Origin of the sequence: Bradyrhizobium sp. CB1717 (genome assembly GCF_029714325.1) — a bacterium.
GTDB lineage: Bacteria > Pseudomonadota > Alphaproteobacteria > Rhizobiales > Xanthobacteraceae > Bradyrhizobium.
Genome location: NZ_CP121666.1, coordinates 9,209,854 through 9,232,581 on the forward strand (window position 1 = coordinate 9,209,854; position 22,728 = coordinate 9,232,581).

General features: G+C 63.6%; 26 protein-coding genes. 11 read left to right on the top strand and 15 right to left on the bottom strand.

Annotated features, from left to right (window positions below):
- Window positions 1–138: 138 nt before the first annotated feature.
- Both QA649_RS42760 and QA649_RS42765 read right to left on the bottom strand, forming a co-directional pair.
- Window positions 139–432, bottom strand: a complete 294-nt coding sequence (locus QA649_RS42760) for a DUF1330 domain-containing protein (RefSeq protein WP_211414644.1) — start codon at window positions 430–432, stop codon at window positions 139–141.
- A 28-nt stretch (window positions 433–460) separates the two neighbouring features.
- Window positions 461–1,150 carry a DNA-3-methyladenine glycosylase I gene (locus QA649_RS42765; RefSeq protein ID WP_283026224.1) on the bottom strand — a complete coding sequence of 230 codons (690 nt, stop codon included), beginning with the start codon at window positions 1,148–1,150 and terminating at the stop codon, window positions 461–463.
- A gap of 279 nt (window positions 1,151–1,429) precedes the next feature.
- Here QA649_RS42765 and QA649_RS42770 point away from each other — a divergent pair, with 279 nt between their 5' ends.
- The 3 genes from QA649_RS42770 (at window position 1,430) to QA649_RS42780 (ending at window position 4,851) form a co-directional block, all read left to right on the top strand.
- Window positions 1,430–2,821: an MBOAT family O-acyltransferase gene (locus QA649_RS42770; protein ID WP_283022410.1), complete on the top strand. Its 1,392-nt coding sequence runs from the start codon at window positions 1,430–1,432 to the stop codon at window positions 2,819–2,821.
- A 3-nt stretch (window positions 2,822–2,824) separates the two neighbouring features.
- Window positions 2,825–3,895: a hypothetical protein gene (locus tag QA649_RS42775; protein WP_283022411.1), complete on the top strand. Its 1,071-nt coding sequence runs from the start codon at window positions 2,825–2,827 to the stop codon at window positions 3,893–3,895.
- A 128-nt stretch (window positions 3,896–4,023) separates the two neighbouring features.
- Entirely contained in the window at window positions 4,024–4,851 is an 828-nt protein-coding gene (locus QA649_RS42780; protein WP_283022412.1) for a metallophosphoesterase family protein, read from the top strand.
- On the opposite strand, the gene QA649_RS42785 is transcribed toward QA649_RS42780, so the two are convergent.
- The 4 genes from QA649_RS42785 to QA649_RS42800 all read right to left on the bottom strand — a co-directional run bounded on the left by QA649_RS42785 (window position 4,790) and on the right by QA649_RS42800 (window position 7,208).
- Entirely contained in the window at window positions 4,790–5,275 is a 486-nt protein-coding gene (locus QA649_RS42785) for a cyclic nucleotide-binding domain-containing protein (RefSeq protein ID WP_283022413.1), read from the bottom strand. The two genes, QA649_RS42780 and QA649_RS42785, sit on opposite strands and share 62 nt — an antisense overlap.
- Before the next feature lie 183 nt (window positions 5,276–5,458).
- Window positions 5,459–6,199, bottom strand: coding sequence for a di-trans,poly-cis-decaprenylcistransferase (locus QA649_RS42790; RefSeq protein ID WP_283022414.1), 741 nt, complete (start codon window positions 6,197–6,199; stop codon window positions 5,459–5,461).
- Between the two features lie 30 nt (window positions 6,200–6,229).
- The gene (locus QA649_RS42795; protein ID WP_018644262.1) at window positions 6,230–6,604 is read right to left on the bottom strand and encodes a transcriptional regulator; all 375 of its coding nucleotides are present in this window, start codon (window positions 6,602–6,604) and stop codon (window positions 6,230–6,232) included.
- Window positions 6,591–7,208, bottom strand: coding sequence for a hypothetical protein (locus tag QA649_RS42800; RefSeq protein ID WP_260387221.1), 618 nt, complete (start codon window positions 7,206–7,208; stop codon window positions 6,591–6,593). The genes QA649_RS42795 and QA649_RS42800 overlap by 14 nt, the downstream gene beginning before the upstream one ends.
- Window positions 7,209–7,409: 201 nt before the next feature.
- On the opposite strand from QA649_RS42800, the gene QA649_RS42805 reads away from it, so the two are divergent.
- The gene (locus QA649_RS42805) at window positions 7,410–8,654 is read left to right on the top strand and encodes a serine protease (protein WP_283022415.1); all 1,245 of its coding nucleotides are present in this window, start codon (window positions 7,410–7,412) and stop codon (window positions 8,652–8,654) included.
- Between the two features lie 152 nt (window positions 8,655–8,806).
- Here the strand turns inward: QA649_RS42805 and QA649_RS42810 are convergent, their stop codons facing one another.
- From QA649_RS42810 to QA649_RS42830, 5 genes are all read right to left on the bottom strand, one after another.
- A complete protein-coding gene (locus QA649_RS42810) occupies window positions 8,807–9,544 on the bottom strand; it encodes a thioredoxin family protein (RefSeq protein ID WP_283022416.1) in 738 nt (245 codons plus the stop codon).
- Between the two features lie 18 nt (window positions 9,545–9,562).
- Window positions 9,563–9,907, bottom strand: coding sequence for an SRPBCC domain-containing protein (locus QA649_RS42815; protein ID WP_283022417.1), 345 nt, complete (start codon window positions 9,905–9,907; stop codon window positions 9,563–9,565).
- Entirely contained in the window at window positions 9,907–10,359 is a 453-nt protein-coding gene (locus tag QA649_RS42820; protein ID WP_283022418.1) for a metalloregulator ArsR/SmtB family transcription factor, read from the bottom strand. Before QA649_RS42820 ends, QA649_RS42815 begins: the two co-directional genes overlap by 1 nt.
- 98 nt (window positions 10,360–10,457) lie before the next feature.
- On the bottom strand, window positions 10,458–10,742 hold the full coding sequence (locus QA649_RS42825; RefSeq protein WP_283022419.1) for a DUF3551 domain-containing protein: 285 nt from the start codon (window positions 10,740–10,742) through the stop codon (window positions 10,458–10,460).
- 150 nt (window positions 10,743–10,892) lie between these two features.
- The gene (locus QA649_RS42830) at window positions 10,893–11,867 is read right to left on the bottom strand and encodes a tripartite tricarboxylate transporter substrate binding protein (RefSeq protein WP_018644249.1); all 975 of its coding nucleotides are present in this window, start codon (window positions 11,865–11,867) and stop codon (window positions 10,893–10,895) included.
- A 109-nt stretch (window positions 11,868–11,976) separates the two neighbouring features.
- Between QA649_RS42830 and QA649_RS42835 the strand changes: the two genes are divergently transcribed.
- Together QA649_RS42835 and QA649_RS42840 are read left to right on the top strand one after the other, a co-directional pair.
- Window positions 11,977–12,396 carry a VOC family protein gene (locus QA649_RS42835; protein ID WP_283022420.1) on the top strand — a complete coding sequence of 140 codons (420 nt, stop codon included), beginning with the start codon at window positions 11,977–11,979 and terminating at the stop codon, window positions 12,394–12,396.
- Window positions 12,397–12,616: 220 nt separating this feature from the next.
- A complete protein-coding gene (locus QA649_RS42840; RefSeq protein WP_283022421.1) occupies window positions 12,617–14,197 on the top strand; it encodes an AMP-binding protein in 1,581 nt (526 codons plus the stop codon).
- 126 nt (window positions 14,198–14,323) lie between these two features.
- On the opposite strand, the gene QA649_RS42845 is transcribed toward QA649_RS42840, so the two are convergent.
- Complete coding sequence (locus QA649_RS42845; protein ID WP_283022422.1) at window positions 14,324–15,418, bottom strand: HD domain-containing phosphohydrolase; 1,095 nt, start codon at window positions 15,416–15,418, stop codon at window positions 14,324–14,326.
- 328 nt (window positions 15,419–15,746) lie between these two features.
- Here QA649_RS42845 and QA649_RS42850 point away from each other — a divergent pair, with 328 nt between their 5' ends.
- From QA649_RS42850 to QA649_RS42865, 4 genes are all read left to right on the top strand, one after another.
- Window positions 15,747–16,511, top strand: a complete 765-nt coding sequence (locus QA649_RS42850) for an alpha/beta fold hydrolase (RefSeq protein ID WP_283022423.1) — start codon at window positions 15,747–15,749, stop codon at window positions 16,509–16,511.
- Window positions 16,512–16,530: 19 nt separating this feature from the next.
- A complete protein-coding gene (locus tag QA649_RS42855) occupies window positions 16,531–16,866 on the top strand; it encodes a hypothetical protein (RefSeq protein WP_283022424.1) in 336 nt (111 codons plus the stop codon).
- 287 nt (window positions 16,867–17,153) lie between these two features.
- The gene (locus tag QA649_RS42860; RefSeq protein WP_283022425.1) at window positions 17,154–17,825 is read left to right on the top strand and encodes a dienelactone hydrolase family protein; all 672 of its coding nucleotides are present in this window, start codon (window positions 17,154–17,156) and stop codon (window positions 17,823–17,825) included.
- Window positions 17,826–18,064: 239 nt separating this feature from the next.
- Entirely contained in the window at window positions 18,065–18,541 is a 477-nt protein-coding gene (locus QA649_RS42865; RefSeq protein WP_283022426.1) for a hypothetical protein, read from the top strand.
- Between the two features lie 117 nt (window positions 18,542–18,658).
- Here QA649_RS42865 and QA649_RS42870 read toward each other — a convergent pair whose 3' ends face one another.
- From QA649_RS42870 to QA649_RS42880, 3 genes are all read right to left on the bottom strand, one after another.
- A complete protein-coding gene (locus tag QA649_RS42870) occupies window positions 18,659–19,393 on the bottom strand; it encodes a polysaccharide biosynthesis/export family protein (RefSeq protein ID WP_283022427.1) in 735 nt (244 codons plus the stop codon).
- 268 nt (window positions 19,394–19,661) lie between these two features.
- Window positions 19,662–20,318 (bottom strand): peptide-methionine (S)-S-oxide reductase MsrA, encoded by a 657-nt coding sequence (msrA, locus tag QA649_RS42875; RefSeq protein WP_283022428.1) that lies wholly within the window; start codon window positions 20,316–20,318, stop codon window positions 19,662–19,664.
- 175 nt (window positions 20,319–20,493) lie between these two features.
- Window positions 20,494–20,811, bottom strand: a complete 318-nt coding sequence (locus QA649_RS42880; RefSeq protein WP_018644239.1) for a hypothetical protein — start codon at window positions 20,809–20,811, stop codon at window positions 20,494–20,496.
- A 372-nt stretch (window positions 20,812–21,183) separates the two neighbouring features.
- Between QA649_RS42880 and rpsT the strand changes: the two genes are divergently transcribed.
- On the top strand, window positions 21,184–21,450 hold the full coding sequence (rpsT, locus tag QA649_RS42885; protein WP_027563963.1) for a 30S ribosomal protein S20: 267 nt from the start codon (window positions 21,184–21,186) through the stop codon (window positions 21,448–21,450).
- The last annotated feature ends 1,278 nt before the right edge of the window (window positions 21,451–22,728 follow it).

Here is a 22,728-nt window from a genome sequence, read left to right on the forward strand (position 1 = left end):
TGCCGCCTGGCTCAGACTTCCGAACGGGTGCTGCGCACAAATGTTCCAGTGAAATGCATTTCGTGATCGCGCGTTGCATCTGCCGCGCTGGCGGCACGAGATCGCCACACGATGCACACGATCCGGCGGCGGACCGCGCTAATCGGCGGCTTCGACGATCCGGATGTCGCGATCGGCACCGTCGCCGAGCAGGTCGTGCGCGGCCTGATAGGCCGGGCTTGCATAGGCTGCCTTGGCCTGCTCGACACTGTCGAACTCGATGAGAACGACGCGTTCCATCTGGCCGAGCTCGAAGGCCGCCGCCGGCACGCCGCGCGCGAGTACCCGGCCTCCCGCCGCCTCGATCGCCGGCCGCGACAGCTTGGCGTAGGCCGCCATCGCGTCGGGATTCTTGATCGCGCGGTAGGTGGCAACCCAATAGGCTTTGGCCATTTTGCTATTTCTCCGAGATTTTCGTGACCTAATGCTCGCTGCGGTTCTCGCCGACCGACAGCGCGCAGATGCGTGACAGATATGTGTAGGGCAGTCCGGTCTCCTCGGCCCAGGCGTTGAACTGCGCCTGCACCTTTGCGAGATCGCCCTTCGATTTCACCTCCTCGGCGATGTCGAGGCCGGCATCGCGCAGGCATGCGACGACGTCCTTGGAGGTGACGAAACCGTCCCAGCCGACGAAGCGCAGCAGCATCTGGCCGGTATTGCCGCCCAACCGGCTGCCGCGCTTGGTGAGCAGGTCGAGCAGGCCGACCTCGTTCGACGGCGGCCACTTCGCCAGAAACTTGCCGAAGCTGCCGTGCTCCTTCGCGATCTCCTGCACGAAGGCGGCATTGTCGCGCACCGACATGATCTTGGCGCCGTTGCGCACGATGCGCGCATCGCGCAGCAGGCCTTCCCAATAGTCCTCGGGCTGGAAGCTGAGCTTGGCCGGCTGGAAATGCAGGAAGGCAGCTTCGAAGCCGTCCCATTTCGAATCGATCACGCTCCAGGCAAAGCCGGCGCAAAACACCCGCTTGGTCATCTCGGCGAGGATGCGGTCGTCGCCGAGCCTCGCCAGCCCCTTCAGGTCGGGCTTGTCAGGCATCAGCTTGTCGAGCGCCTTGGGCCCGCCCTTGCGCTTCTCGGCGCGGGCACGAATGGTCTTGAAGGAGGTCATGTGGACACGGGGTGTTGAGGGCAGGCCACGACACCAGAATTCGGCGATCCGGTCCAGCCCCGGGATGTCGGGCGGCACCGGCGCGCCAGGAGCATATTGCGGGCTTGCCGACGAGACCGTCGGCGACATTCTGTTGATTCCACTTCAACGTTGTTATTTTATATCGCTCTCGGCCTCCGCGCACGAGCCCCGCCCCACGCTTCGATTGTTTCGTTGTCCAGACCAACTGAATTGTAAGCGGCCCCGCCCCACCGCTCAGATCCGAGAGCCTCTCCTACGATGTCCTTCGTTTCCGTGGCGTTCCTTTGCCTGGTCCCCGCGTCGTTCCTGCTCTATCATGCCACTTCGAGGCTGGCGGTTCAGAATCTGATCATCCTGGCCGCGAGCTACGTATTTTACGGCTGGTGGGACTGGCGCTTTCTGCCTCTGCTTGTCGGAATTTCCATCGTCAACTATGTCGCCGCGATCCTGATCGCGACTGCTCGGCAACCGGTCCGAAAGCTTCTGGTGTTCGTCGCCGTTGCAGCGGCAATGGTCGTTCTGGCGATATTCAAATACTTCAACTTCTTCGTCGATTCGTTCGGGGCGATCGTTCACCGCGCGGGACTGAATCCGAACCTCCCGACATTGCGCATCGTCCTGCCGCTGGGCATTTCCTTCATCACGTTCCAGGGCATCGCCTATGTGGTCGACGTTTATCGCGGCAAGCATGCCGCCGAGAAAAGCCTCGTCAAGTTCCTCGCCTTCAAGGCGTTCTTCCCGCAACTCGTGGCGGGGCCGATCGAAAGAGCCAGCAACCTTCTCGATCAGTTCTCGGCGCCGCGACGCTTCACCTCCGATCACGCCGACCGCGCGCTCTGGCTATTGATCTACGGCTACGCCATGAAGGTCGTGGTGGCGGATAATCTCGCGCCCATCGTCGACACGCTCTTCATTCCACAGCAGCCCTTCGGCTGGTCGGTCGTGCTCGCCACGCTCGCATTCGGCATCCAGATCTATGCCGACTTCAATGGATACAGCCTCATCGCCAAAGGCATCGCACTGCTCTTCGGCTTCGAGTTGATCTGGAATTTCCGCTATCCCTACTGGTCGGTCTCGATCAGCGAGTTCTGGCGTCGCTGGCACATCAGCCTCAGCACCTGGCTACGGGATTATTTGTACATCCCCCTTGGGGGCAACCGCGGCGGCGAGTTGATCACGAACCGGAACTTGCTGCTGACCATGGCACTGGGAGGCCTTTGGCACGGCGCGTCGTGGACATTCGTTCTTTGGGGACTGCTCCACGGCGCAGCGCTTGGGATACGGCGCAAGTTCTCCGGCGGCGACGAGCCCGGCTCGAAAGCTGGTCGCGCGGCCGGCTGGGCTCTTACCATGCTGGTCGTATTCGTCGGCTGGTTCCTTTTTCGTGCGGCAGACTGGAATTTGCTGATAGGCATGCTCAGCGCACTCAAGAGATGGGAATGGGCACCGGTGCACGGCGCCGTCGTGCTCGCCATTCTGTCGTTGACCTGCCCGTTGATGCTGCTTGAGTGGCAACTCCAGTCACGCGGAGACTATTTCCTGCTGCGCTGGCCTGCTTGGATGAAGTATCCGCTGCTTGCGGTACTCGTGGCTGCGACGGCCGCGGCATCCGGGCACGTCAACGCAACCTTCATCTATTTCCAGTTCTAGCCCATGCCCCTGAAGCGCACGATCCAGGCGATTGCAAGCTGGCCGCTCATCGATGCCATTCGAATCGTCGCCCGCAAATTCGTTCCGGTTGCCGCATTGGCGGCACTCGTTCTCGGCGTCGCGCATTACATCTACCAGCAGGGCAAGCATCAATGGTCTCACGGCGTCGAGACCTACATCGTCCTGGAACAGATCAGACGTGCGGAGCGGCTGCCTGCAGCGGATCTCGCGTTTCTCGGCGACAGCTCGTGCCTGATGGGAATCCACATTCCGACGCTGTTGCAGGCGTTCCCGGGATCCGATGTCGAGTCGTTTTGCACCATCGGATTCGTCGGTCCGGACGGCTACGGCGCGATGCTCGACAAGATGATCGCCCGCGGACATCAGCCCAGGAAACTGGTTCTGGTGTTCAATCCGATTCAATACGAGCGCGATCCAAGATGGAATGAATGGGCGAATTTCATCCGGACCGACCACTTCGAAGCTCCTTCCAGCCTGTCGTTTCCTGCCGGAGGCCTCGAGTACATCCGACGGCTGATGGAGCGAGCGGTGTACAATCCGCTGCCCGGCGGTTACGCGGTCTACTACGGCGGCAAGGACCAGTTCATTTCAACGATCTGGCGCGAGCACGGCAGCGCGATCGATCCCAATCGGATGCTCGATATTCCATCGCTGGAGGCCTACAAGGCCACGCTGCCCGGGCACGTCTTCTTCAAACCCGATCCCAAGATCAAGCCGTTCGTGATGAATGCGGAGTTCGAGAAGGCGCTCGGCGCCTTGTCGAAGACGCTCTCGAAGTTCGACCGCTCGAAGGTCTATCTCGTCATCACGCCGGTCAATTCCCTCTACGCCCAGGGTGGTCCACAAAGCTTTCATGTCGAGGCAGGTGAAAGGATTGCCGCCCTGCTCGGCATCGACAGATCCCAATTTCTGAACACCCCGGATATGATGCTGGACATCATGTATGCCCATTACCCAGCACATCTCCATCGATGGAGCCGGATCATCTACACCGAGGAGCTTGCCAAGGCTCTGGCCGATCGCGGCGTCCTTGGCAGCGCCACAGACGACTGATCGACGGCTTCGGCCCGAGCAGCTAACCGCGGTGCGGCAGTGTTGGTTTGTTTCTTGCTTCGGACGTTAGTCTTGGCAATATTCTCTTATTCGCAAGCCTTCGATTGCTCTGACCTGACGGATTTTCCATGCGCTGCCTGGTGGTGGCCGACCTCCATTACTCGCTGCCGCAGCTCGACTGGCTGGTCAATGCGGCACCACAATTCGACCTCTTGATCTTCGCCGGCGATGCGCTCGACATCGGCTCGATGGTGGATTTTCGCGCGCAGATCGTGGTGGTGAAGAAATACCTCTCGCTGCTCGCCGCAAAGACCCGCGTGATCCTCTGCTCCGGTAATCACGACCTCGACGAGCGCAATGCGGAGGGCGAAAAGATCTCGCGCTGGATCTCGGAGGTGCGCGAGCTCGGCATTGCCTGCGACGGCGACAGCCTCAGCATCGGCGACATCCTGTTCACGGTGTGCCCGTGGTGGGACGGGCCCCAGGTCAAGCAACGCCTCGTCGAGCAGTTGCGCGATGCCGCCGCCAGCCGGCCGCAGCGCTGGATCTGGGCGCATCATGCGCCGCCGGCGGACTCACCGACGAGCTGGGGCGGCAAGCGTTTCTTCGGCGATGTCGAGCTGGTGCAGTGGATCATGCAATACCAGCCGTCGATGGTGATCTCGGGCCATGTGCATCAATCGCCCTTCATCAGCAATGGATCGTGGTTCGACCGGCTGGGCCAGACCTGGGTCTTCAACACCGGCCTGCAACCCGGGCGCCCCCCGACCTACATCGTGCTGGATTTCGATGCGGACAAGGCGTTCTGGCTGGCGGCCGGCGAAGCGCAGTGGATCGACCTGGCCGCGCCGCTGAAGCGGCCCGCCGCTCCGATCGAGTCGCCGCCCGACTGGCTCACATTCTTGGATCAGATTGCCGATCCGAGCCTGGCGAGACCTCAAGCGGCGGCAGGTTGATCATGCTCTGGAGCACCTCGCCGACCATGGCCAGATGCGTGCCGTGGCCGGCATATTGCCGCTTGAGATCGGCAAGATAGGTGTTGGCGACGTTGAGCCGCTGCGCCAGCATCTTTGCGATCAGCAACGCGATGCCCGGCTCCTGCTTGAGGAACGAGGCGGCGTCCTCGAACTCATAGATGACGGCATCGGAGCAGGCGCGCACCGTCGCCGTATGCGGCACGCCCAACAGCACGGACATCTCACCCAGCACCGCCCCGGGTTCGGTGACGGTGGCGACCACCATCTCACCCTTGAGCACCTCGAGCTTGCCTTGCATCAGCACGTAGAGATGGCCGCTGGTGCCCCCCTCGGTGACGACGAGCGTACCGGCCGCCACCTGCCGTTCCGTTCCGCCGGTGCAATGATCCAGGACTGCGCGCATCTTGCGAAAGCTCCCATCGCTGGGGATACCCCGCCCTATACTAGAGCACGATCCGTGCCAGGCGGCAAATCAACGCGGGAGCGACTGGCGCGGGAGGCGCTTGGCGAGACCGCCTGCTCGCGGCTTGGACATCGCTGCCAATCATGCGGCTGAAAACGAACAGCTCGTTTCCCGTGCCGCACGTCACACACGAGAGAGCGAGGGCACCTCTTCGGGCAGGATGGCCTGCAGGCCGCCAAAGCGGCGCTCGCGGTTGTGGAAGGCGGCGAGCGCCTCATCGAGATCGCTCGCCTCGAATTCGGGCCACATCCGCTCGGTGAAGTGCAGCTCGGCATAGGCGCCTTCCCAGAGCAGGAAGTCCGACAGCCGCTTCTCGCCGGAGGTGCGGATGATGAGGTCGACATCGCGAAGGCCGGCCTCGCCGGTGACGAGCTGCGAGAACGCTTCGCGGGTCAGGCTGGTCAGCGCCGCCGCCTTGGCCGCCGCGTTGAGGATGGCATCGCGCGCGGAGTAGTCGACGGCGATACGTAGATGCAACGTGCCGCCCTGGGCGGTCGCCTCCTCGGCGCGCGTGATCGCGGTGGCGATGCCGTCAGGCAACCGGTCGCGGCGACCGATCACGGTGAGACGCACGCCGTTCCTGACGAGGCTCTGCACCTCGTTGGCGAGATAGAAGCGCAGCAAGGTCATCAGCGCGGCGACCTCGGCCTTGGGTCGCCGCCAATTGTCGGTGGAGAACGCATAGAGCGTCAGCGTGCCGATGCCCTGCTTGGGCGCGGCCTCGACGATGCGGCGGATGGCTTCGACGCCGGCCTCGTGACCGCGCACGCGTGACAGGCCGCGGCGCGTGGCCCATCTGCCGTTGCCGTCCATGATGATGCCGACATGAAGCTTCTCGTTGCGGGACGTGGTTTCACTTTGCATTGCAAAGTCTCCGGTCAAAAAAGGGGAGGATCAGGTCGAGATGATGCCGAGGCGGCCGAGCGGCGGCGCCTCGCGCCCGGCGGCTTTCGCCGCGTCGCGCACCAGGCGTTCGAGCACGGCGAGATAGTCGAGGAAGCGACGGCGGCCGGCTTTCGTCAGGCGGCAGGTGGTATGCGGGCGATTGCCCTCATAGCCCTTGGTCACCTCGACGAGGCCGGCCTCCTGGAGCACGGCAAGATGCCGGCTGAGATTGCCGTCGGTGAGGCCGCAGAGCTGCTTGAGATCGGCGAACGCCAGCCCTTTGGGATGCGCCATCAGCGAGGTCAGCAGCCCGAGCCTTGCCTTCTCGTGGATCACGCGGTCGAGCCCTTCATAGGAAAAGGGCGCGCTGTCAGTCTTCGACATCGTTGTCTCCGGACGCGAAATACAGAATGCCTGCCATCACCGACTGCCCGATCACGAAGGGCAGCCCCATGGTCCATGGCGACAGCGTATGGGTTCGACTTGCGAGCAGCACGACCGCGAAGCCGGACACGAAATACCAGGCGCCGGCGAGCGCGACGGTGCGCGGCAGCGAGCGGACCGAGGCGAAGATGCCGAGCGACACCAAGATCTGCCACAGGCCCGGCAGCAGCCACAGCGTCTCGCTCGCGAACTTCCACATCACCACCGCAAGCAGCACGCCGGCGACGCCGGCGGGCAGAAACTGCTCGACCGCCTGGTGGATCATGGCATCGGCCAGGCCCGAATGATGACGGCGCGAGCGCGCCCGCATCTCGATCCCGATGATCAGGCCGGACAGCACGGCGGCGATGAGCCAGCCGAAGAAGAAGCCGACCGGCTCGCTGGTCGGATCGCCAAGCAGCCAGAATTGCAGGATCGCGGTGATCAGCGCGACGGCGCCCGTCGCCGCCATCGTCGCCGGGCCATAGCCGCGGAATGCCGTGCCCGCCGCGATCTGGCTGCGGATCGCCACGATATCAGCCAGTGCCTTGTCGAGATCGCGCATCGGCAACGCCAAAACCTCGCTCCGCCACAGATTTCCGAGGGCAAACGCCTCTTACTTTGTATTGCAAAGTATATAGGATTGCAAAGTAATGGCAAGCGCCAAAAGTCGCGGCCGGCGAATTCGATCCGCTCAGACAACTGTCGGTTGCGCGGCGCCCGTCCCCGCAGATAAGATGCACGCAAAAGCGTTCCGAGGGCTGGCATGTGGCTTAAGTCGTTGATCGTTGCGTCCGTGTTGCAGGTGGGTGTCGTAGCGGCGCATGCGGCAGGGCCGTACGGTTCCGTCAATGTCGGCAACTGGATCGGCGGCGCCTTCAGCAATGACGAGACGGGCGTGTTCTCGCATTGTGCGGCGACGACGCCCTACGCCAACGGCGTCATTCTCGTGGTGGGCTACAATGCCACCGGCACATGGTCGCTGGCCTTTGCGAGTCCCAGCTACCGCTTCAAGCAGGGCGAGAGCGCCGCGATCGACGTCATCTTCGACGGCCAGGAGCAGGCAAGGTTGTTTGCCACCGCCAATCAGCCGAACATGCTCACGGCCGTCATGCCCGCCAATGTCGTGCGAACGTTTCAGAAGGCCAGCCTGATGGTCGCGACGAGCGGCCGCACCGTCCTGAATTTCGACCTGACCTCGACCGGACCCGTGATCGCGGCCCTCTCCAATTGCGTCACCAGGGTGAAAGCCGACGGGCTCAATAAGGCCGGCGATTTCACCAAGGGCGCGGCCAAGCCGGCATCGGTAGCGGAGAAGCAGGCGCCGCCGCCGGCCAGCGGCAAACCTGCGAGGGCCAAGAGCGGCACCGGCTTCGTGGTGAGTGCGAACGGCCACATCGTCACCAACAACCATGTGATCGACGGCTGCGTCGGCGACATCAAGGGCAACCTCACCGGCGAGGCTTCGATGGTGCTGCGCGTCGTGTCGAGCGACGCGAACAACGATCTCGCTCTCTTGCAGGCGCCGTCGACGACGACATTCAAGGACTTTGCGCGCATTCGCGACCGTTCAATCCGCTCCGGCGATGCCGTCACCGCAATCGGCTTTCCCTTCCATGGCCTTCTAAGCTCGGATTTCACCGTGACTACCGGCATCGTCAGCTCGCTCAGCGGCATGCGCAACGATTCGCGTTTCCTGCAAATCAGTGCACCCATACAGCCCGGCAATAGCGGCGGGCCGCTGTTCGATACCACTGGTCAGATCGTGGGCGTGGTCACCGGAAAGATCCCGGCATTGCGTATCGCCGCTGCGACCGGCAACATTCCTGAAAACATCAACTTCGCCATCAAGACCGGCGTGCTGCGCGACTTCCTCGACAACTCCGTGGTGCCCTATCAGACCGCCGAGCCGAAGAGCGAACTCAAGACCACCGATATCGCCGGCAACGCCCGGCCCTATACGATGCTGATCTCGTGCAACGGGACGGAGCAGGTGGACGCGAAGCGGTAGTGCGAGCTACGCTTCAATCTCGGCTGTCATTCCCGCGAAGGCGGGGAATCCAGTACGCCGCGACTTATCGGTTCAGGCACTGCCGTCTCGGAGTACTGGATCGCCCGGTCAAGCCGGGCGATGACACCTCCGATGTGCGCCGAGCGTGGCCCTCACCCGTGGCAGCACGCCGCCTTCGTCGCCTGCGGCTCGTACTGGTCGCGCAGGCGGACCCAGTCCATCGGATAGGGCAGACCGTCCTCGTGGCGGCCGAGCGGGGTGAGATCGAGATACTGATAGGCGGCGTTCATCATGTCGAGGCCACGGGCGAAGCAGGAATAGGTGTGGAAGATCTCGCCGGCCTCGTTGCGGTAGAACACGCTGATGCCGGGCAGCTCGGGCCCATAGATCGGCGTGGTGCCGAAATTGTACATCGGCTTGCCGGTCGCGATCTCGTCCGGCGAGAAGGTTACGCCGTAATCGCGGTTGAAATCGTTGTCGCCTGAGGAGACCCAGTCGAAGGTCCAGCCCATCCGCTTCTTGAAGGCCTCGAGCTTTGCGCTTGACGCCAGCGACAGCGCGGCCATCGACGTGTCGCGCGCGGCCAGATGCGGCACCATGCGCTCGAAACCGTCGGCCCAGAACGAGCAGCTCTTGCAGGCCGCGTCCCAGTCGGGCGCGAACATCACGTGCTGGACGACGAGCTGCGGACGTCCCTTGAAGAGATCGGAGAGCGTAACCTTGCCGTTCGGCCCGTTGAAGACATAGGTCTTGTCGACCTTCACCCAGGGAAGCTGGCGACGCTCGTCGGCAAGCCGTTCGCGAGCCTGCGTCAACTCCTTCTCACGAGCGAGATGAGCCTTGCGCGCCGCAATCCACTGCTCGCGCGAAACGACCTGATGTTGCTGCATGGCGTTCTCCTTTGGAATTCAGGCGACGAAGGCATCGAGCTTGTCGAAGAACGAGCTCCATCCGCGCAGGTGATTGTCGCGCGCCGTCTCGTCGGCGAACTGGGCGTGATGGAACACCATCAGGGTGCCCGCACTGTCCGGCTTGAACGAGATCGTGACCAGCGATTCGCGCTCCGGCGTCGAGTGCCAGGCCCAGGTGAAGACCAGGCGCTCGTTCGGCACCACCTCGCGATAGGTGCCGCCGGCCTCGAAATACTCGCCGTCGTCGCGGACGAAGCTGATGCGAAAGCTGCCGCCGGTGCGGACGTCGAGCTCGGCTTGCAGCGTCGCCGGCTTCATGTTCGGCGGCCCGAACCACTGCATTAGCTTTTCGGCTTGCGTCCAGGCGGCGAAGACTTTTTCCGGCCGCGCGCGGAGCCGACGCGTAAGCGTGAGGCTTGGGCGTTCCGCTGGTCGTTCGGCGGTATTGATGGCTGCGTCGGCCATGTCTCTTCCTCCACGAAGGCGGCAAGACGATCGAATTTGTCGGACCAGAATTGAGCGTAGCGATTGAGCCAGTTCATGGCCTGCTCCATCGGCTGCGCCGTGAGCCGGCAGGAGACCGTGCGTCCGGTCTTCTCCCGCACGATCAGGCCCGCATCCGTGAGCACGTCGAGATGCTTCATGATCGCCGGCAGCGAGACCGGAAACGGCGCAGCCAGCTCGCTCACCGACAGGCCGTCCGCTTCGCCAAGGCGCGCCAGCAATGCGCGCCGCGTCGGATCAGATAGCGCCGCAAAGGTCCGGTCCAGCGTCTCGTCTTGATACTTAACCATATGGTTTAGTATAAGCGCAAACGAAAATGCGTCAAGCAGGAACCCGCGCGCGCGGGTCCGCACGACTGCGTGATCAGGCAGAGGTTAGTGAGGCGCGACTAGTAGGGCGTGACAGGCCGCGCGCGGCGCTGTGCCCGTGGCTGCGGCCGGGGCGCCTGACCATAAGCAACCAGCGGATTCGGGCCGCAATACAGCAAGCGGCCGGAGACGCTGGCCAGGCACTGCTCATAGGTGCTGTAGGCGCATTCGCCGGGATAGTCATATTCACCGCCCTGGGCGCACCAGGGATAGTCGCGGGCAGCGGCGGGCGTGACAGTGACAGTGACAACGCCGGCAAGGATCGTCGCACCCAACGTCAGGAGTGCCAATTGCGTCTTGCGCATGATCCCAACTCCTTTGCTCACGGCGCGAGATACGCGCCACCCATCATCAGGTTTCGCCGCGGCGTTTTATTCCAGATCAAGGAAACCAGGCACGCAAGAAAAAAGCCCTGCCGGATGGCAGGGCTCCCATTTCCGATCATCACAAGATCGCTACTCGACCTTCAGGCCGGCGAACTCGACCACCTTCTTCCACTTCTCGGTCTCGGCCTTGATCTCCTCGCCGAATGCCTCCGGGGTCTGCACCCGCGGCTCGCCACCGAGCTCGACGAGACGCTTGGTCATGTCGGGCTCCTTCATCAGCGTGTTGATCTCGCTGTTGAGCTTGGCGATGATCTCCTTCGGAGTGTTCTTCGGCGCGCCCATGCCGAACAGCGCGCTGGCCTCGTAGCCCTTCACAGTGTCGGCGATCGGCTGCACGTCGGGCAACTGCGGCGAGCGCTCCGCGGTGGTGACGCCGATCGCGCGCAGCGAGCCTGAGCGGATGTGCTGGATGATCGAGGGCATGTTGTCGAAGATCACCTGCACCTGGCCGCCGAGCATGTCGGTGATCGCGGGCGCCGCGCCACGATAGGGCACGTGCTGCATCTTGCAGCCGGTCATCGCCATGAACATCTCGCCGGACAGATGCACCGAGGTGCCATTGCCGGACGAGGCCATGTTGACCTTGCCGGGATTGGCCTTCACATATTCGATGAACTCGGCGACGTTCTTGGCCGGCACGTCCTTGTTGACGGTCATCACGTTCGGCACGCGCTGGAACGAGGCCACCGGCGCAATATCGCGCACGAAGTTGAACTTGAGATTGCTGTACAGCGAGGCGTTGATGTAGTTGGCCGGATTGACCAGCTGCAGCGTGTAGCCGTCGGGCTCGGCATTGACGACCGATTCGGTGCCGATGTTGTTGCCGGCGCCCGGCTTGTTCTCGATCACGAATTGCTGGCCGAGCTTTTCCGACAGACGCTGGCCGATCAGCCGCGCCAGAATGTCGGTGGCCCCGCCCGGCGGATAGCCGACCACCCATTTCACCGGACGGGCCGGATAATCGGCGGCAAGGGCCTTCGACAGCGGGGTGGCTGCAAGCGGACTGGCGGCGAGCAGGCCCAGCGCGGTACGGCGAGTGATCATCTCAAGGGTTCTCCCACGTGTTGTTCTTGAAAGCGGCGTCGGCGCGGTTGTAACAAAGCTTGCTGCGGGCGGAAAGTGCGCGGGGCGCATCGCGACGAAAGGATAAGGCATGCCGGTCAAGGTCGAAGCCCTCGATCATCTCGTGATCAACGTCGCCGATGTCGCGGTGACAGCGGAGTGGTACCGCAAGATTCTCGGCATGGAAGTCAAGGTGTTCGAGCCCGGCGGCGGCAAAGCGCCGCGGACTTCCCTTCATTTCGGTAACCAGAAGATCAACGTCCGGCCGCGCGATGCCGACAAGGTCGAGTGGTTCACCGCGGAACACCAGGCCGCCGGCAGCGAGGATCTCTGCTTCCTCACCTCCTCCGCTCCGGACGAGGTGGTGATGCATTTAAAGGCACATGGCGTCGCCATCGAGGAAGGCCCGGGCCCCAGGCAGGGCGCCCGCGGCACGCTGCGCTCGGTCTATTGCCGGGATCCCGATGGCAGTTTGATCGAGATCTCGTCGTACGAGGATGGTGGCCGTTAGGGCCTCCGCTGCCCACCCCGAACACCGTCATTGCGAGCGCAGCGAAGCAATCCAGACTGTCTCCGCGGACGCAGTCTGGATTGCTTCGTCGCAAGAGCTCCTCGCAATGACGGCGGAGAGAGCTCGCCCCCCGATTTGCGCCCCGCGTCATCCGATGGCAGGAAGACGCAATAATAAAAAAGCAGCCGCCAGCAAGATGCGGGCTGCACGGGAGGTCGCCATGCCTGTTCAACACACCGCAGCCGGAATCGTGGGTCCGTTCGACGGGCTCGACGTGCCCTGGCTCTTGAGAATGCGCGCCGAGGTCCGGCGTGATCATCCGTTCCTGATCTGGGCACCGTTCGACGCGCCGGCGCGCCGCTGGAGCTATGGCGAGTTTCACGAGCGGGTCGGCGCGCTCGCGGCCGGGCTCGCCGGGCGCGGCGTCAGGCCGGGCGAATATGTTCTCATTCATCTCGACAATTGCATTGAGGCGCTGCTGGCCTGGTTCGCCTGCGTCGAGCTGGGGGCCATCGCCGTCACGACCAACACGCGCTCGGCACCGGCGGAGATGGCATATTTCGCAGATCATTGCGGCGCAGTCGCCGCGATCACGCAGCCCGCCTATGCGGAGATCGTCGCGCAGAACTGCCGCGATATCCGCTGGCTGGCGGTGACCTCGCATGATGCCGGCGCACCAGCTGCGCAAGCGGTCTCGCGCGGCGACAGTTTTGAATCCCTGTTCGCCGACAGCTCCGACCGTCCCAGGCGCGCGACCGATCCGCTGGCGCCGTGCAGCGTGCAATACACCTCGGGCACGACGTCGCGCCCCAAAGCGGTGCTGTGGACCCATGCCAACGCGCTGTGGGGCGCCAAGATCAACGCTGCGCATGAGGACCTGCATGCGAGCGACGTGCACCAGGCATACTTGCCGCTGTTCCACACCAACGCGCTGGCCTACTCCATGCTGGCGACGCTGTGGGTCGGCGCCACCTGCGTGATCCAGCCGCGCTTCTCCGCGAGCCGGTTCTGGGGCGTTGCGCGCGAGCATGGCTCGACCTGGACCTCGACGATCCCGTTCTGCATGAAGGCGCTGCTCGAGCAGGAGATCCCGACGGACCATAAATTCCGCCTGTGGGGCACCGCGATCAACGAGCCGCCGGCCTTTGCCGCCTTCGGCGTCAAGATGATCGGCTGGTGGGGCATGACCGAGACCATCACCCACGGCATCGTCGGCGAGGTCGACCAGCCCAACATTCCGATGTCGATCGGCCGCGCCGCGCCCGAATATCAGATCCGCATCACCGACGATGACGGACGGCCGACCGAGGTCGGCGACACCGGCAATCTCGCGATCAAGGGTATTCCCGGCCTGTCGCTGTTCGCCGAATATCTCCACAACGAGAAGGCGACGCGCGAGAGCTTTGACGAGCACGGCTTCTTCCTCACCGGCGACCGCGTCGAGCGGCTGGAGAACGGCTTCATCAAGTTCGGCGACCGCGCCAAGGACATGCTGAAGGTCGGCGGGGAGAACGTCGCGGCGTCCGAGATCGAGCAGGTGATCGCGGTGGTGCCAGGCGTGCGCGAGGCTGCGGTCGTAGCGAAGAAGCATCCGATGCTGGACGAGGTGCCGGTCGTGTTCATCATCCCGCATGGCGGCGTCGCGGCTGCGCCGCTCGATTTCCATGACCGCGTGATGGCCGCATGCCGCGCCGGCCTCGCCGACTTCAAGCTGCCGCGCGAGATCAGGCTCGTCGACGACATGCCGCGCTCGACGCTGGAGAAGGTGGCGAAGGCGGAGCTGCGGAAGATGGTGGGGTGAGCGGCGTCGCCAAACGGCAAACTGCCGTAGGGTGGGCAAAGGCGCGTCAGCGCCGTGCCCACGTTCTTGGAAGTGGCGGGCACGCTTCGCTTTGCCCACCCTACGGCAGCAGCGGAGAATGCCGCGCTAGAACGACCCCAGCGCCACCGGGCGGAACGCCTGCAGCAGCTGCTGGTCGAGCTTGCCGCCCATGCCTTCCATCATGGTGAAGGCGCGGGAGTGGGTGAAGGGCATGCGGTAGGCGCGCTTCTCCACCAGCGCGGCGTAGATGTCGACGATGGTCGTCAGCCGCACGATGTCGCTGATCTGGTTCGACGACAGGCCGTTGGGATAGCCCGAGCCGTCGAGGAATTCGTGGTGATGCAGCACGACGTCCAGCATCTCCGGCGGGAAGCCGCCCTGGGCCGCAAGCGCGTCATAGCCGCGGCGCGGATGCTGGCGGACCTCGGCCATCTCCTCGTCGGTGAGCTTGCCGGGCTTGTCGAGCAGCACGGAGGGAACGAAGGCCTTGCCGACGTCGTGCAGCAGCGCGGCACGGGTCAGGCGGCGCTGGTCATCCTCGCGCATGCCGAGATGCTGTGCGAAGGAAACTGCAAAGCCGGTGACGAACAGGCAGTGCCGGTAGCTGCCGACATGGTGGCAGCCGACCGTGGTGAGCCATTCCCGCAGCGAGGAGTGCTTGATCGCCTTCAGGATCTTGCTCTCGGCGGCGATGACGTCGTCGAAGGTCAGGGGCACGCCGAGCGGCAGCTTCTCGAACATCTTCTTCAGCACCGCATGCGCCGCCTCGACGCCGCGGTTGAGCGTCTTGCCGCGATCGGTCGCGTCATAGGTGGCGGTGTCGGGAAACGCGGCGCGGATGCGCTGCAGGATGGCGTCGGGCTGCAGCGGACGCGAGATCGTATCGGTCGCGCCCAGCGCCCAGGCCTGCATGGTGCCGTGGTGCAGGGCGTCGGCAAGCACGAACAGCCGCGGCATGGAGCGATAGGCATCGCCGCGCAGCTTGTTGCGGACCCGCTGCACGCTCTCGGGCGAACGCAGGTTGATGTCGACGACGAGACCGGAGAGATCGCGCGACGGCTGCTCGGGGATGTCCTGGGTGGTCACCGTCGAGACCTCGCCGACCGCCTTCAAAATGCTGGCGAGCTCGGTGCTCTCGTCGCTCCGGTCGGAGGCGAGCAGAAGCCGGCGTTTGGCGGCGGGTTTGGCTGAGGCGTTCATGGCTTCCCCAAAGGCACGGGTCGGGATTTGGCGTCAGCCTAAGCCGGATCAGGTTCTCTGGCCCTTAAGAGGCGTGCTCAATGGAACCCTTCGGAATTGCGTGCAATTTTACCGGTTTCGGGTTCCCCGACGGGAACAATAAAAACCGCGAAAACAACCCCATGCACAGTAGAAGACCCTTGTAAATGCTGAGGTTTTTCGAAGCAAAATGCGCGAAGGGAGATCCCGACCGCGACCGCGGTCTTCCGCATCTGCTTCATGCGCCAGGGCGTGTGGCCATCGAACCCATCGCGACTAGAATGACCGGAAAACGAAGGGGCGGAAAACCATGCCTGGGATCAATCGGGACGGCGTCGGGATCTACTATGAGGTTCACGGCGAGGGTCCGCCGCTTCTGCTAACCCACGGCTACTCCTCGACCTCGGCGATGTGGCATGGCCAGGTCGATGCGCTCGCGAGGGATCACAAGCTGATCCTGTGGGACATGCGCGGCCACGGCCAGTCCGATTATCCCGATGATCCCGCGGCCTATAGCGAAGCGCTCACGGTCGGCGACATGGCGGCGATCCTCGATGCCGTCGGCGCGCCACGCGCCATCATCGGCGGCCTTTCGCTCGGCGGCTACATGTCGCTCGCCTTCTATCGCGCCTATCCGCAACGCGCTCGCGCGCTGCTGATCATCGACACCGGCCCCGGCTTCAAGAAGGACGACGCGCGCGAGGCCTGGAACGCGCGCGCGCTCGCCACCGCCGACAGGCTCGACCGCGAGGGCCTCGACGTGCTGAAGCAGGCGACGCGCGAACGCGCCACGGCCAGTCATCGCAACGCCAAGGGATTGGCGCTTGCTGCACGCGGCATGCTCACCCAGCGCGATGCGCGCGTGATCGAGCTGCTTCCCGACATCAGGGTGCCGTCGTTGATCGTGGTTGGCGCCGATGACACCCCGTTCCTCGCCGCGTCCGATTACATGGCGGCCAAGATCCCAGGCGCACAAAAGGTCGTGATCCCCGCCGCCGGACACGCCGTCAACATCGATCAGCCCCAGGCTTTTGTTGACGCGGTCGCGCCTTTCCTGAAGAACTTGCCGGGATAGGCCAGAGGGATTTTGGGCAATGAAGCGGGCGATGGTTGTTGCGGGCGCGGTGTTGCTGTCGATGTCTGCGCAGGCCGAGCCGTTCGGCGCCATTCCGCCGCGCCAGCCTTTCGTCACCACCTTGTCGAACAACACGCCGCTTGCCTTCGGCATGGATGCCGAACAGACCGCGCGTGCTCTCGGACAGCCGCTGCAATATGTGCGCGGGCGTCCCGGCAACGAGATCTACCTCGCATTACGCAATCTCGGCGGCAGCGGATTGATCCCCTACCGCCATCGCCTGTTCCTGCAATTCCGCCACGGACGGCTGGCGGGATGGAAGGAGGACTACGGCGAGAACTGGATGTGGGAGTAGCGCCCTGCTCTCTGAAACAACAAAGATCGTAGCCCGGATGGAGCGGAGCTAAATCCGAGACCGGTCTCGTTCCGGCGCACACTTGCCCCGGATTGCCCTACGCTCCATCCGGGCTACGGCACTTCGTGGTGAGGAGGTGCAGGTCTATCCACCCGTCATTGCGAGCGCAGCGAAGCAATCCAGACTATCTCCGCGGCAAGATTCTGGATTGCTTCGCTACGCTCGCAATGACACTGGTGATGGGCGAGACGGCTCGGAAGCAACAACGAACAATAGAGGATCATCCTGTGGGACAAGACATCGAGCTGACGGCTTCCGATAACTTCCAGTTCGGCGCCTATCGCGCCGATCCCGCCGGCGCGCCGAAGGGCGCTATCGTGGTGATCCAGGAGATTTTCGGCGTCAACCATCACATCCGCTCGGTCTGCGATCGCCTCGCCAAGGAGGGCTACGTCGCGATCGCGCCGTCGATCTTCGACCGGACCACGCCGAACTTCCAGTCCGGCTATACGCCCGATGAGATCGCCGAGGCGCGCAAGTTCGTCGCCAATCCGGACTGGGCCGCGATGCTGCGCGAGACGCAAGCCGCGATCGATGCGGTCAAAAGCGTCGGCCCGGTCGGCATCATCGGTTTCTGTCTCGGCGGCAGCATCGCCTTCGTCGCGGCGACGCGACTCTCGGGGCTGAAGGCCGCAATCGGCTATTACGGCGGCGCGGTCGTGCGCTTCGCCGACGAGATGCCGAAGGCTCCGACGCAGCTGCATTTCGGCGAGAAGGATGCCGGCATTCCGCTGACCGATGTCGAGACGATCAAGACCAAGCGGCCGGACGTCGAGGTCTTCGTCTATCCCGGCGCGCAGCACGGCTTCCATTGCGACGAGCGGCCGAGCTACGACAAGGCGAGCTCCGACCTCGCCTGGCCGCGCAGCATGGAATTTTTCGCGAAGCATTTGAAATAGCGCACGTCTCTCTCCACCGTCATTCCGGGATGCGCCGCAAAGCGGTGCAGACCCGGAATCCATCGTGCGTCAGAGTTGGTGGAGGAATGGATTCTCAGGTGCGCAATTGCGCACCATAGCTCGCGCCCAAGCGGGCGCGCCCCGGAATGACGAGAGGAGAAAACAGGAATCGGGTGGCTGCAGCCTGACGCCCGGCGATAGAGCTTGCCGATCACGCCAACTCACGCCGGGAGATCGCCATGCAGCAGGCCATCACGCACCTCATCATCCGCAATCCGTTCGGAACCATGGACGTGCCGGAGCCCGACGATCAAGAGGTCATGGACTATGCCGCGACGGCCGCGCTGGCAGGCGATGCGGAAGACGATAACGCGGCTCATTGGGCAACCCTTGCCACGCCCGATCCCCTCGAAGGCGTCTGGGCGAGCCGCTGGAACGGCGGCGCCGATCCGACCATTGCCGGCGACACGCCTGACAAATGGAAACAGGGGCGCGCTGAAATCCGCATCGCGGGAAGCCGGATCTATCTGCGCTTCGACTGGGACAACGGCCGCCGGCACGGCCTGATCGACGCCGCGCGCGACGGCGCGCGCCTGGTCGGGAAGTACATCAACCTGACTACGCCGGCGATCATGCGGCCATGGGTTGGGTGCGTGGTCGATGCCGCGAGGATCGACGGATGTTTTCCGAACGGGCGGCTGGATTTCCGGAGGTGAGCGCGGACGTAGCGCGCTCTTCCATTCCGCTGTCATTCCGGGGCGCGCGAAGCGCGAACCCGGAATCTCGAGATTCCGGGTTCGATGCTGGCGCATCGCCCCGGAATGACGGGGGTTTCAGAACCAGCGTTCGCCGACGAACACGGTGTCGCCCGGCGCCAAGGGGGTTCCGAGCGGCACCACGGCGCGCATGGCGCCGCCGTTCTCGCTGTGCGTCACGGTGACCACGTCGCGCTTGGCGCGCGGCGAGAAGCCGCCGGCAATCGCAACCGCGCTTTCGACCGTCATGTTCGGCACATAAGGATATTGGCCGGGCGCGGAGACTTCACCGAGAATGAAGAACGGACGATAGGTGTCGATCTCGACGGCGACCGAGGGTTCGCGGATGTAGCCGTTGCGCAGGCGCGCGGCGATCTCGCCGGCGAGCCCTGCGGTGGTGCGGCCGCGCGCGGGCACCGCGCCGATCAGCGGCATGGTGATGGAGCCGCCGGCATCGATGGCGTAGCTGTTGGTGAGACCTTCCTGGCCGTAGACCACGACGCGGAGCTTGTCGCCGGCGTCGAGATGATAGGAGGCGTCGTAGCGCACCGGCCCCGCCATCGGCGCGGCGTAACCGACCGGCATCGGCGCGGGCGAGGAAGCGAAGGAGTTGCGCAAGGCGCCGATGGCGCCGCCACCGTCGGCGACGACGACCGGCTGCGGTGCGCTGTAGGGCTGGCCATAGGCCATCGCGTCGAGATCGGGGCGGGGCTGCACCATCGCGACGGGGCCGGCGGTCTGCATGCAGCCGCCAAGGGTCAGCGCGGCGGACGCTGCCAAGATCGACCATCGAAACGCGCGTGCAACCGGCACCGGACCAATCCCTCGAAACGAGATGGCTCCAGTGATGCACCGGTTATGGTTAATAAAGGGTTGAGGGGGTATTGCGCTGCCACCCTCCCCTGGAGGGGGAGGGTCGATCGCGCGGAGCGCGAGCGGGGTGGGGTGATCTCTCCTCTCGGGCGGTGTGGACGTGGAGAGACTGTCACCCCACCCCGTCTCACATTTTCGCTGCGCTCAATGTGAGCCGACCCTCCCCCTCCAGGGGAGGGTAAGGGCCGCGCGCTTCGGCGACTTACAACTACGCGCTCACACCCACGCCGATCGGGCAGGACACGCCGGTGCCACCCAGGCCGCAATAGCCGGCGGGATTCTTCGCCAGATATTGCTGATGATAGTCCTCGGCGAAATAGAACTCACCGGCCGGCGCGATCTCGGTTGTGATGGCGCCGAGGCCCTTTGCGGCAAGCGCCTTCTGGTAGAGCGCCTTCGATTCGTCGGCCGCTTTCTTCTGCGCATCCGCGTAAGTGTAGATCGCGCTTCGGTACTGCGTGCCGACGTCGTTGCCCTGGCGCATGCCTTGCGTCGGGTTGTGGCTCTCCCAGAACGTCTTCAGCAGCTTCTCGTAAGAGATCTTGCTCGGATCGAACGCGACCAGCACAACTTCGGTGTGGGCGGTGCGGCCCGAGCAGACTTCTTCATAGGTCGGGTTCGGCGTGTGGCCGCCGGCATAGCCGACAGCGGTCGTATAGATGCCATCGCCGAGTTCCCAGAACTTGCGCTCGGCGCCCCAGAAGCAGCCGAGCCCGAACACCGCCTGCTCGAGGCCGGCGGGATAAGGCGGCTTCAACTTGCTGCCGTTGACGAAATGGATGGTCGCGGTCGGAATGGCCTGCGCACGGCCCGGCAGCGCTTCAGCTGCGCTCGGCAATGCGGTGGTCTTGCGCATGAACAGCATGATGGGTCTCCGAATCGAGCTGGCCGTCGCGTGAGCCAGATGCTCAGGCGGCGTGCTCGCGATCAGGTGGGAATATAGGTGTTTACGCAGGAAGGGGCAGCGTTGTTACGCCGCGCCCCATGACGTGCTTAGTCCCGGCGGGAATTGAAAGATCAATCCCGGCGGGAATTGAAGATCAATCCCGGGAATAGCCGATCAGCGGCTTGCGCGGCCGGAACAGGACCATCAGCAGGATGCCCAGAATGCCGAGGACCGCGAAGACCGGCTGGTCCAGCACGAGGCGGATCACCGAGGTCCAGAGCCAGGGCGCCTTGGCCTCGACCCAGGTCCGGAAGGCGGTCTGGCTCGCCTGGTTGATGTCGTTCCAGAATTGGCCGAACCGGGTGAACTTGAGGGTCTGGTCGGCGACCCAGCGGGCGCCGTCATAGACCATGAAGATGAACCCGCCGGCGAGCAGCAACAGCCCAATCAGTCGGAAAAAGCCGCGGATCATGCCTCACCCTATACGGTCGTCCGATCGGACGATCCCTGGAAACGCCGATGAAATGCCGCCAGCCAATAGCCGGGGGACGGCAGAAATTCAACCTGTTCAGGGCGTTACGACCCCCGTTCGGCCCACCTGAGGCCTGTTTTCCAGCCCGGAAAGCGTTGACGGTGCCACAGACCCTCTCTATAAGGGCGCCAACTGGCGGTGGGCGCAATCCTGCCGCCGCTGTTCTTTGAGCTGTTGCAGGCTTTTTGAGCCTCATGTTCCGGGAACGGCCCAGCAACCGAACACCCTAAATCCGAGCGTCGATTCCGCGGTCAAGCAAGCCGGCGCTACCCGACCAAGACGCGACCGGTACCCGCAAAGGATATTGAGACCATGGCCAATACCACTTCCGCCAAGAAAGCGACGCGCAAGATCGCCCGCCGCACCGCCGTCAACAAGTCGCGCCGCACCCAGATGCGCGGCGCCGTTCGCACTGTCGAGGAAGCCATCGCGACCGGCGACCGCGCCGCTGCCGTGAAGGCGCTGGCGAATGCCGAGCCCGCCCTGATGCGCGCCGCGCAGCGCAACATCATTCACAAGAACAACGCCAGCCGCAAAGTCTCGCGCCTCACCGCGCAGATCGCCAAGCTCGCCAAGTAAGCTTGCAACTAAACTTGCGAGTGAGCTCGCAAGTGAGCTAGCGACATCATCCGATCGGTTGATCCGATCAGCACGACAAAGAGCCCGGCATCGCGCCGGGCTTTTTTGTTGCCTGTCATATTCACGCAAGCGGTCACGCGCCTCGCAACCTCCGCGTGGAAGATTTGCATCGTGCGCACCATGATGCGTTCCGCGGTTCTACCTGCGGGTGATTTTGCAACAGCGGAAACTTTCACTGCGTTGCGAAAAACCCCTGCGGCGCGGGGCTAAGATGAATTCTCGCGCGGAAAAGTTCTGCACACCGTAGATTCACCGGGATGCTGCCACAGGTGGAGTTACCCTGTGAAACGAGACTCAAAAAACGATGTCTCGCTAATCACTTATCGACATAGCTGGGACAAGCATTTGGAAAATTCGCTCGCGCGTCGGATGCGTGACGCTTTTGTAAAAATTTTTTGGCGTTGGCGAGGAATTGTCACACGAAGCGCCGCATTTTCGAATCTGTGCACGAATCCAAAAACTTGCTCCGGAGCCTGTGCACAAGTCACGCGCGGCGTTAACCGAGGTCAAGTTTTTTGATGCCTCAAGTGTGAATCAATTCCGTTGCGAGTCTTTCCGCATAGTGTATTCCTTAAGTCGTTCGCGGCGCCCACGATCTTGAGACCAGCGCGGTATCGGAAACGGGGCGAGCGTGCAAATCGGCGGCGGTGTGCACGTTGGCGACGCTTCAACAAGCGATTGTCGGTAAAAAACCCATAGCAATGTGGGAACGGTAGCTCTTTGTCTGAATGTCTCCAAGCGGGATCTCAAGCATCTCGCTCGCGCCAGGCGCATATGAGAGACATCTCACAGCTACCCCGACAAGAGCGATGGCGAAGCCGAGTGGACGACTAGTGCAGACGGGCAGGCATCCGCGACAGGAATACGGCGCGGTTGTCTTTTACGCAGGACCTTGCCGTGAGCGATCACGGCAGGACGGGGAGGGTATCATGTCCTACGGATTCAACGCGGTATTGACTCAAGTTCCATCGTTCGACGATGCCGTTTCCGATCCGTCCTGCGTTCAGCCTCCTACATGCACGGGCGCGTCGAGTACGCGCTGACCTCGCGACCCCTCCATCAAAGACATCGCTGATCTGACCCGCGGCGCTTCGCGCCGAACGGTCGAGCCATGCCTGACGATGGACTCGCTCGAGGTCGCGTCATTCCGGGGATTCCGGCAGGAACCCTGCATGGCGCTCACAAATTCAATCTGAGCTCTCAAGAGAAGTTTTGACG